At 75.7% G+C, this 10,265-nt stretch carries 3 protein-coding genes and 5 pseudogenes; 4 read left to right on the forward strand and 4 right to left on the reverse strand.

The window, feature by feature from the left end:
• From IPO09_17990 to IPO09_18005, 4 genes and pseudogenes are all read right to left on the reverse strand, one after another.
• Positions 1-638: pseudogene (locus IPO09_17990) on the reverse strand (adenosine deaminase).
• A 995-nt stretch (positions 639-1,633) separates the two neighbouring features.
• Positions 1,634-3,337, reverse strand: a complete 1,704-nt coding sequence (locus IPO09_17995) for a chorismate-binding protein (GenBank protein MBK9519201.1) — start codon at positions 3,335-3,337, stop codon at positions 1,634-1,636.
• A 65-nt stretch (positions 3,338-3,402) separates the two neighbouring features.
• A pseudogene (locus IPO09_18000) lies at positions 3,403-5,792 on the reverse strand (UvrD-helicase domain-containing protein).
• A gap of 114 nt (positions 5,793-5,906) precedes the next feature.
• Positions 5,907-6,407: a hypothetical protein gene (locus tag IPO09_18005; GenBank protein ID MBK9519202.1), complete on the reverse strand. Its 501-nt coding sequence runs from the start codon at positions 6,405-6,407 to the stop codon at positions 5,907-5,909.
• Positions 6,408-6,779: 372 nt separating this feature from the next.
• Here IPO09_18005 and IPO09_18010 point away from each other — a divergent pair.
• The 4 genes and pseudogenes from IPO09_18010 to IPO09_18025 all read left to right on the forward strand — a co-directional run.
• Positions 6,780-7,232: pseudogene (locus tag IPO09_18010) on the forward strand (PAS domain-containing protein).
• Positions 7,233-7,484: 252 nt separating this feature from the next.
• Positions 7,485-9,132, forward strand: a pseudogene (locus IPO09_18015) (ribonuclease J).
• 52 nt (positions 9,133-9,184) lie between these two features.
• Positions 9,185-9,672: pseudogene (locus tag IPO09_18020) on the forward strand (YajQ family cyclic di-GMP-binding protein).
• A 73-nt stretch (positions 9,673-9,745) separates the two neighbouring features.
• Positions 9,746-10,265 (forward strand): family 1 glycosylhydrolase (locus IPO09_18025; GenBank protein MBK9519203.1); only part of this gene is annotated, 520 nt, incomplete at its 3' end.

A 10,265-nucleotide genomic window follows, 5' to 3' on the forward strand; every position in this document is an offset into this window, starting at 1 on the left:
GGCCCCGCAGACGTGCACCGCCTGGGCGATCCGACTCCGGGCCGAGAGGCCTCGCCAGCGTGGATGGTGAGGTTGACGTTGTTGTCGAGGATCAGCTGCAGCGCGGCGCGGTGGTGGCGCGGCAGTTTGCCTCCTCGGCGCCAGCCGGGTCAAAGCCCACCACGCCCTTGCCTTGTGAGCCACCGCCAGCTCGGCCAGCCGCACCGAGGTGGCGGGTCCATGTGGCGGATGCCGCAGATGATGACGTTGAGTGGATCCCCTTCTCGCGCCTGGCCTGGCGCAGACCGTCGAGCACCGCGTCCACGATGGAGGTGGGCTTCAGCCCTGCCAGGTGTGCAGCACCGGCGAGTAGCGCACCTCAGGTAGCGCACGTTCTCCTCCGGCGCATCCTTGGCCAGCTCGTGGGCCACCCCGCCGCAGGGACTCCTCGGTCTACAGGACCTCCAGCGTCACGTCGAGGCGGTGGTAGTCCTCCAGCAGGCGCAGGTCTCGCCCCTCAGCGGATGGCGCGGGCCCGGCCCCTCCGGCGTGTCGGCGGGAAGCGCACCCTGCTGCTCGGCCAGCGAGAGGAGCGTGGCGAGCCGCACCGGGCCGTCGAGGTGGCGGTGCAGGTCGGTCTTGGGCGGGGCCCGCACCAGCGCCTCGGTGACGGGCGGGGCGTGGGGCGGGGGCCGGGGGGTGTGGCCATTGTACGCCGGGCCGGGAGGCGTGGGCGGACCGGCCGCCACAGGCACTGGTCCGGCGGCGGCGGACGGGGACTCATGCCATGCTCGGGCCCGTCTCCCGTGGACTCCTCGCCTTCGCCGTCCGCCTCGTCCTCTCACGCCGCGGTGCTGGCCGGCGCGGTGGCCTTCGTCTCACAAGGCAACCCCACCAACACCTTCGGCCAGGCGGTGGTGATCTCCGGTGGGTCCTCACCATCGCCTGGTAGTCACGCATGGCCAGGTTCCTTTGGTTCCTGCTGCTGCCTGGCTGCTCTACGTGGCCTTCTGGCTGGCCACCCATCATGGGGGCCTACGGGGTGGGCTTCCTGCAAGCGCTGCTGGTGGCGGTCCCTGCTGGCCTTCCTCTCCTGGGTGGTGGAGGCGGTCCTCGGGGGTGAAGGCCTTCCGCAAGGAGTGAGGGCGTGGCCGACGACGACCTGGAGCTGGTGAGCAGCGTCTCCTCGACGCCCCGCAGAAGCGCGTCTTCGGGGACTACGCCGACCCGGCCCGGCTGGCCCGCTGGAGCCGGCCGGCTTCGGCACCTTCCACGGTTCGACTTCCGCCCGAGGCGGGCGCACAGCGCTTCGACCTGCACGGCCCCGACGGCTTACCTACCCGAACAGGCGTCTTCGTCCCGAGATCGTGCGGCGGAGCCGGATCGTCCTCGACCACCTCGGTGGCCACCGGTTCCACATGACCATCACCCTGACGACCGCGGCCGGCGGACCGAAACTGGTCTGGCGCCTGCGCCACGAGACGGCGACCCAGGCCGCCCAGGCGCGGCACCTACGTCCTGGCCGGCAACGGGGAGAACTTCGACCGGCTGGGGCGCCTGCTCTTCCAGGAGGAGGAGGCGCGGCGGGGCTGGTCACCGCGGGCGCTCAGGCCGGCAGGACCAGCCTGGCCTCACCAGCCGCGCAGCGTCGGTTTCACCAGCCAAGCCGGGTGGTCCGCTCCACCTCGGCCCGGGTAAGCGGGCGCTCCAGCCACCTCGACGCGCGCCAGGAGGTGGGCGCGGAAGACCCCGGGCAACAGGCCCTCCTGGAGCAGGCGTCACCCGCCGGCCGTCTGCTCCACCACCAGGGTGCCGATGGTGGTCTCCGGGTGGGCCCGCCCGCCTCGTTCAGCAGGATGACGTCGAAGCAGTCAGGGCGCCCGGCGCCGGGCCTCGGTAGAGGCCGCGGGCCGTGAATAACGTGGGACAGGGCCGGGTCGCGGCTCGAGATGAAGCGCGCGGCAAGGCCAGGCGGCCGGGCCTTCGAGCGGCGCGAACCGCGGGGCCCGCTCCAGGGTGAGCGCCCCCGTCCGGCCCGAGCAGCAGCCGGAGCCGACCCTGGCCGCCCTGCGCCTCCACCAGCGCACGCGGGCGGCGGCCAGGTCGACCGGCAGGGCGTGGTAGCGGGCCGACGCCGCCAGGCGCGCCAGGTGGCCGTCGAGCGGGGCCCCGGCCGCCCCCTCGAGCCGCATGGTCTCGAGCAGTGGGGGCGGCCCGGCGCGGCGGCCAGCACCGCGGTCTTGGCCTGCGCCTCGTCCCACTCGGCCTCGGCGTCGGAGCCCCAGGTGATGCCGCCGCCGGTGCCGTAGCGGCCGCGCCGTCGAGCCCGACCTCCACGGTGCGGATGGCCACGTTGAAGCAGGCGTCGCCGCCCGGGCCACCGCCCCCACCGCGCCGCAGTAGGCCCCCGCGGCGCGCGCTCCTCGGCCGCGATGAGCCGGTGGCCATGGCCTTGGGGCGCCGGTGATGGAGCCGCAGGGGAAGGTGGCGCCGAGCAGCGCCTCAGGCCGGCCCCCGGCGCCAGCCTGGCCTCCACGGTGGAGGTGAGCTGCCAGACGGTGCGCAGGCGGACCACGTCGAAGCGCGAGGTCACCGCCACGCTGCCGGTCTCGGCCACCCGGCCGAGGTCGTTGCGCGTCAGGTCGGCGATCATGACGTTCTCGGCCCGGTCCTTCTCCGAGCCGGCCAGCGCCCGCGCCGCGGCCTCGTCCTCCTCGGCGAAGCGGCCGCGCCGCGCCGTGCCCTTCATCGGACGGGTCAGCACCCGGTCGCCGGTCTTCAGCAGGAAGAGCTCCGGCGAGGCCGAGACGATGGCCCGGTCGCCGGCGCGCAGGAAGGCGGTCTCGCCGCCACCCTGCGCCGCGCGGAGCCGCCGGTAGAGGGCGAGCGGGTCACCGACCAGCCGGCCCCGCAGCCGATAGGTCAGGTTCACCTGGTAGGCGGTGCCGGCCGCGATGGCCTCGCGGAGCCGCTCCACCGAGGCCTGGTGGGCGGCGCGGTCCACCTCGGGGTGGAGGTCCAGGAGGGCGGCCTGGAAGGGGTCGAGGCCGCGGGCGAGGTCGAAGTCGCGGTCGGGGGCGAGATCGCGCTCGAGCGGCCGCTCGTGGATCCCGAACCAGACGAGCGGCCCCTCCCCGGCCCGCACCACCAGGGCCTCGTCGAACGCCGGCGCCGCCTCGTAGGCCAGGTACCCCACCGCCCAGCGCCCGGCCCGGGCCGCGGCCTCCACCAGCCGGATGGCGGGGCGCACCTCGGCCAGCCGCCGGGCCTCGATCACCTCCACCGGGGCGCCGAAGCGGAGCCGCCCCCAGGGGGCGCTGTCGAGCTCCAGCACGGCGTGGACGTCCGGGGCGGCCATGGGCGCGGCGGACCATAGCGCGGGGCGGGAGGGCCGCGCCGGCCCCCCGTCCTGGCCGCCCCGCCCTACCCCGCCCGCCTGAGGAACCTGGCCAGCACCCGCTTCTCACCCGCCTCGTAGAAGCGGACCGTCACCTTGGCGTCCCGGCCGGCGCCGTCGCAGGCCAGCACCAGCCCCTCGCCCAGCGCGTCGTGCACCACCGCGTCGCCGCGGGTGAAGGGGGCGCCGCCGGGGCGCGCCTGGTCGTCGTACTCCACCCGCGGCTCGCCGCGCGGGCGGCGCGGGGAGCGGCGCGGGGCGAGGGCAGCGGCCGGGCGCCGGCGGGCTCCAGGAACGGGCTCTCCCCGTCCTCCTCCACCTCGATGTGCGGCTCGTCCGGCAGCGCGCCGGGGTGGCGCCGCACGATGGGGCCGCGGGCCTGCGGCGCCTGGGGCGCCGGCGCGGCCCGCCCGGGCAGGCCGAAGAGCTCCGGCGGCAGCTCGGCCAGGAAGCGCGAGGGCTCCATCGACCGGTAGCTGGGGCCGCCCTCCCCGTACCCCATGCGGCGGCGCGCCAGCGAGAGGGTGAGCCGCGCCTTGGCGCGGGTCATGCCCACGTAGCAGAGCCGCCGCTCCTCGTCCTCGGCGGCGGCCCGCTCGGCCGCGCTCTTGTCGTCCCAGGGGCGCTCCAGCGGCAGCGTGCCGTCCTCCAGCCCGCACAGGAACACCGCGGTGAACTCCAGCCCCTTGGCGGCGTGCAGCGTCATCAGGGCCACCCGCCCCTCCGGCGTGTCGGCGTCGGCCTCGCCCAGCAGGGCGATCTGCTCCAGGAAGCGGGCCAGCGGCGGCGGCGGCACCGGCTCGTCCGGATCCTGCGGCGGCGGGCGCTCGGCCAGCTCCTCGTCGAAGTCGTGCGCCGCGGCCACCAGCTCCACCAGGTTCTCGGCCCGCTCGGCCGACTCGTCGGTGCGCTCCGCCTCGAGCCGCCCCAGCAGCCCGGAGCGGGTCAGCACCAGCTGCACCGCCGCCTCGGCGTCCAGCCCAGGCGCCTCGGCGGCCAGGCCGGCCAGGGTGGCGTGCAGCTCGCCCAGGGCCCGGCGGGCCTGCGGCTTGAGCCCCTCCACGGCGTCCCGCTCGCCCAGCACCTCGAAGAGCGGCAGGCCGCGCGCCGCGGCGTGGGCCCGCAGCCGCTCCACCGACCTCTCGCCGATGCCGCGCGGCGGCCGGTTGACGATGCGCTCCAGGTCGAGGTCGGAGGCGGGCGAGAGGGCCAGCCTGAGGTAGGCGGCGGCGTCCTTCACCTCGGCCCGGTCGTAGAAGCTGGTGCCGCGCACGATGACGTAGGGGATGCGGGCCGCCCGGAGCTGCGCCTCGAGCGGCCGGCTCTGGGCGTTGGTGCGGTAGAGGACGGCGATCTCCTCGCCGCGGGTGCCGCGGGCCCGCTCGGCCGCCACGGCGCGGGTCACCCGCTCGGCCTCGTCGTGCTCGTCCTGCCCCACCAGCAGCGCCAGCGGGTCGCCCGGCCCGGCCTCGGTCCAGAGCTTCTTCTCGCGCCGCACCCGGGCCCGCGAGATGACGGCGTGGGCCGCGTCCAGGATGGTGCGGGTGGAGCGGTAGTTCCGCTCCAGCTTGACCACCCGGCACCCCTCATGGTCGGCGTCGAAGCCCAGGATGTTGCGCACGTCGGCGCCGCGCCAGCGGTAGATGGCCTGGTCGTCGTCGCCCACCACGCAGACGTTGCGGCGCGGCCCGGTCAGCAGCCTCATGAGCCGGTACTGCACCGGGTTGGTGTCCTGGAACTCGTCCACCAGCAGGTGGCGGAAGCGGCCGGCCCAGCGGGCCCGGAGCTCGGGGTCCTCCTCCAGCAGCCGCACCGGCCGCACCAGCAGGTCGCCGAAGTCCACCGCCCCGGCCCGGCCCAGCGCCGCCTCGTACTTCTGGTAGAGGTCGCGCGCCAGCTGCCCCTCCACGTCGTAGTCGGCCAGCTTGACCTGCTTCGGCCGCAGCGCCTCGTTCTTCCAGCGGTCGATGCGCCACAGGACGTCGCGCGGCGTGAGCGGCTCCCCCTCCTCGACCCGCCCCTCGGCGAAGAGCCGCTTCATGAGCCGGAGCTGGTCGTCGGTGTCGTAGATGGCGAAGGAGGGCGGCAGCCCGGCCCGCGCCGCCTCGCGCCGCAGGAAGCGGGCGCCGAAGGCGTGGAAGGTCTGCACCCACAGGTCGGCGGCGGCCAGCCCCAGCAGCTTCCCGAGCCGGGCCCGCATCTCGCCGGCCGCCTTGTTGGTGAAGGTGACGGCCAGGACGTGCCAGGGCAGCACCCCCTCCTCCAGCACCAGCCGGGCGATGCGCGAGACGATGACCCGGGTCTTGCCCGAGCCGGCGCCGGCCAGCACCAGGAGCGGCCCCTCCCCATGGAGGACCGCCTCTCGCTGCGGGTCGTTGAGGCCGTCGAGGAGCTCGGACATCGGGGCCGGGAACATAGCCCAGCCGGCGGACGCCGGCCCCGGCCCGTTCGGCGCCGTCGAACGCACCGACCCCCGCCGGCGCGAGGGCGCGGGCGGGGGTCGGGGTGCGGCGGGCGCCGCGGGTGGTGGCTACGGGTGACCGGGGCCGTGGATGCCGTGGTCGTCGCCGACGTCGTGGGTGAGCGGGTCGTCGATGCCGTGGTCGTCGCCGACGTCATGGGTGAGCGGGTCGTCGATGCCGTGGTCGTCGCCGACGTCGTGGGTGAGCGGGTCGTCGATGCCGTGGTCGTCGCCGACGTCGTGGGTGGCCGGGTCGTCCTCCGTGTGCACCTTGCAGACGCCGTCGTCGCACTCGAAGCCGGCGCCGCACTCGGCCGCGCAGGTGAGGGCGTGCTCCATCTCCACCTCGCCGAGCCGGTGGACCTCCACCTCCACCTCGCCGGCGTGGCGCCGCTTCTCGAGCTCGTGGCGGACCTCGCCCTCGGGGCCGTGCTCGACCTCGGACAGCCTGACGTTGGCGTCGTCCACCCGGAAGGTGAGCGTGGCCGGCGCGGCCAGGGCCAGCCCGGCGGGCTGGAGCGCCACCCGGGCCATCGCGCCGCCGCCGGGCTCGGCCTCGACGAGGCGCACCTCGGTCTGGGTGGACAGGGCGAGGAGTGGAGGGGGCCGTCGCTGCAGGCGGCGATGAGGGTGGCGAGGGAGAGGGTGAAGGCGAGTCGGGTCGTGGTGGTCATGGTGTGCTGCCTCCTTGTCCCTTGAGACACCGACCCGGGGGGCGGAGTGCCAGGCCCGATCAGGTGCACGCCGGATCGGCGGGGTGCCTGCGCACCTGCGCGACCGCGCCGCCGCGCCGCCGACGGCGCCCCGGGGCGCCCGTCCGGCCCGACCTGTCCCGACCTGTCCCGACCTGTCCCGACCTGTCCCGACCTTGCCGGCGCTGCGGCCGCGTGACAGCCTTCTGTTGAACCCCAGCCGCTCGGCCCCGGCCAACCCGGAGAACCCATGCCCACGCAGGCCATGCCCACCCCGGGAGCCCCTCCCACGGAGGTGGAGGCGCTCCGCGCCGAGCTCGCCGTGCTGCGGGCCAGCGAGGCGAGCTTCCGGGTCCTGCTCGACGAGTCGAGCGACCCGATCTTCTCGTTCCTGCCGGACGGCACCTACCGCTACGTCAACCAGGCCTTCGCCCGCGGCGTGGGGAAGGCCCGCGAGGAGATCATCGGCCGCCGCATCTTCGACGTCTTCCCGCCGGCCGAGGCGGAGAAGCGGTTCGCGGTGCTGCGGCAGGTCTTCAAGACCGGGCTGCGCCAGGACTTCGACGTGCGGGTGCCGCGGCCGGACGGGGACCGCCACTACCTCACCACCGTGCAGCCGGTGCTCGACGCCGCCGGCGTCGTCACCTCGGCGATGTGCAACTCCAAGGACATCACCGACCGGAAGCGGATGGAGGGGGAGCTGCGGAGCGGCTCTTCGAGCTGGAGGCGGCCCTGGCCCACGTCCACCAGCTCCAGGGGATCATCCCCATCTGCGCCCACTGCCACTCCGTGCGGCGGGCGCCGGAGAGCTGGCAGCGGCTCGAGTCCTACGTGGCCGAGCACAGCGACGCGACCTTCTCCCACGGCATCTGCCCGGACTGCCTGGCGCGCAACTACCCGGAGGAGGGCAAGCCCGGGCCCGGCTCGGTATAGATTGCCGCCCGTGCCACCCCCCATCCGCATCGTCCCGCTCGGCGGCCTCGGCGAGGTCGGCATGAACTGCCTGGCCCTCGAGGCGGAGGGCCGCATCGCCGTGGTGGACTGCGGCGTCCTCTTCCCCGACGAGAACCTCGGCGTGGACGTGGTGGCGCCGGACCTCACCTGGCTCCTGGAGCGGCGCGAGCAGGTGGGCGCGGTCTTCCTCACCCACGGGCACGAGGACCACATCGGCGCCCTGCCCTTCCTGCTGCGCCACCTGCACGTGCCGGTCTTCGGCACCCGCTTCACGCTGGCCTCGGTGCGCCGCCGGCTGGCCGAGGCCGGGGTGGCCGCCGACCTGCGCGAGGTGGTCCCCGGCGACGTCCGCCAGGCCGGCGAGGGCGGTCCCCTGGCGGCCGAGTTCGTGGCGGTGACCCACTCCATCCCCGACGCCTGCGCCCTGGCCTTCCGCACGCCGCAGGGGGTGGTGATCCACACCGGCGACTTCAAGCTCGACGAGCGGCCGGTGGCGGGTCCGGCCACCGACCTGGCCCGGTTCGAGGCGCTGGGGCGCGAGGGGGTGCGCCTGCTGCTCTCCGACTCCACCAACGCCGAGCAGGCCGGCTCGACCCTCTCCGAGTCGGTGGTCGGCCCGGCCCTGGAGGACGTCATGCACGACGCCCCGGGGCGGGTCTTCGTGGCCACCTTCGCCTCCAACGTCCACCGGCTCCACCAGGTCATCCGGGCGGCCGCGGCCAGCGGGCGGCGCCTGGCGCTGCTGGGGCGCGGCATGGTGGAGACCTTCGAGGTGGCCCGCGCGCTCGGCTACCTCACCGAGCCGCACTGGCTGCCGGTGGACGCCGCCCAGGCCCGCCGCCTGCCGCGCCGCGAGCTGGCGGTGCTCACCACCGGCACCCAGGGCGAGCCGCGCTCGGCGCTCTCCCGGCTGGCGCGCGGCGAGCACCCCGACCTCTCCATCGAGCGCGGCGACACGGTGGTGCTCTCCTCGCGCCGCATCCCCGGGCAGCGAGCTGGCCCTGGGCCGGCTCCTCGACGACCTGTGCCGGCGCGGCGCCGACGTCCGCACCGCCGGGGCGGCGCCGCTGCACGCCTCCGGCCACGCCCACGAGGGGGAGCAGCGGCGGCTCCTGGCCTGGTCCGCCCGCGCCACTTCGTGCCGGTGCACGGCCAGTACCGCCACCTGGCCCGGCACCTGGCGCACGCGGTGGCCGAGGGCGTGCCGCGCGAGCGCTGCCACCTGCTGGAGGACGGCCAGGTGCTGGAGCTCGACGAGGCCGGGGCGCGGATCCTGCCGGCCCGGGTGCCCCTTCGGGCGGGTCTACGCGGTGCGCGACGAGCTGGGGGCCAGCGACGTCCCCGAGCTGGTGGTGCGCGACCGGCGCCTGCTGGCCGAGCACGGCCTGTGCCTGGCGGTGCTGGTGCTGGACCGCACCAGCGGCGAGGTGGTGCGCGGCCCGGACCTCTTCGGGGTGGGCCTGGCCGGGCTGGAGGGGCGCGAGGCCGAGCTGCAGGGCGAGGTGCTGCGGGCCGTGGGGCGCTGCCCGCCACCGCCCGCGCCGACCCCGCCGAGGTGCAGGAGGCGGTCCGGTCGGACGGTGCGCCGCTTCTTCCGGCGGGCCACCGGGCGCAGGCCCGCGGTGCTGCCGGTGGTGCTGGAGCTGTGAGGGCCGCCGCCGGCGGCCGCCTGGACGACACTTCACGGAGGGAGAGGAACCGATGCCCAGCTTCGACGCGGTGAGCGAGCTCGACATGATGGAGGTGGAGAACGCCTGGAACCAGGCGGTCAAGGAGATCGCCCAGCGGTTCGACTTCAAGGGGACCGGCACGGCCATCGAGCGCGACAAGGAGCTCAACTTCGTCGTCCGCGCCAACAGCGAGGGGCGGCCGAGGCGGCGCTGGGCGTGCTGATGGAGAAGCTGGCCAAGCGCGGCGTCCCGATGACCGGGCTCGACCCCGCAGAAGGTCGAGCCGGCCGGCGGCTCCACGGTGCGCCAGCAGGTGAAGCTGAAGAAGGGGCTCAAGTCGGAGGACGCCAAGAAGGTGGTGGCGCTGCTCAAGGAGACCGGCCTCAAGGTCCAGGCGGCCATCCAGGGCGAGGCGGTGCGGGTCACCGGCAGAAGCGCGACGACCTGCAGGCGGCCATGCAGGCCCTGCGCGCCGCCGACCTCGGGCTGCCGCTGCGCTTCAACAACTTCCGCGACTGAGCCGGGCGGCGGCGCGGTCGGCGACACGGCCTCCTGCCGCTGGCGCGGCCGGCGGCGTAGACTCGGCCCCGCCGTGTCCGCCCCCGCCCGACCGCCCACCCGACCTCCCACCCGACCTCCGCCAGGCTTCCTGCTGGGCGCCGCCACCGCGGCCCACGCGGTGGAGGGCGGCGGCCCGCCCAGCGACTGGTCGATCTGGGAGCAGGTACCGGGCCGGGTGGCGGGCGGCGCCACCTCGCGCCGCGGCGCCGGCTGGTGGGAGCGCGCCGACGACGACTTCGTCATGGCGGCGCGGCTCAGCCTGACGGCGCTGCGCTTCTCGGTGGAGTGGAGCCGCGTCGAGCCGGACGAGGGGCGCTTCGACGAGGGCGCTGGCGCGCTACGCCGCCTGGGCCGAGCGGCTGCGCGGGCTCGGGCTGGAGCCGGTGGTCTGCCTGCTCCACGGCACGCTGCCGGCCTGGCTGGCCGCCCGGGGAGGCCTGGCGCGGCCCGACGCGGTGGCCCTCTTCACCCGCTACGCCGACCGGGTGGCGGCCGCGCTCTCCGACCGGGTCCGCTGGTGGCTGACGATGAGCGACCCGGTGGGCCTGGTG

Origin of the sequence: Anaeromyxobacter sp. (assembly GCA_016718565.1) — a bacterium.
GTDB lineage: Bacteria > Myxococcota > Myxococcia > Myxococcales > Anaeromyxobacteraceae > JADKCZ01.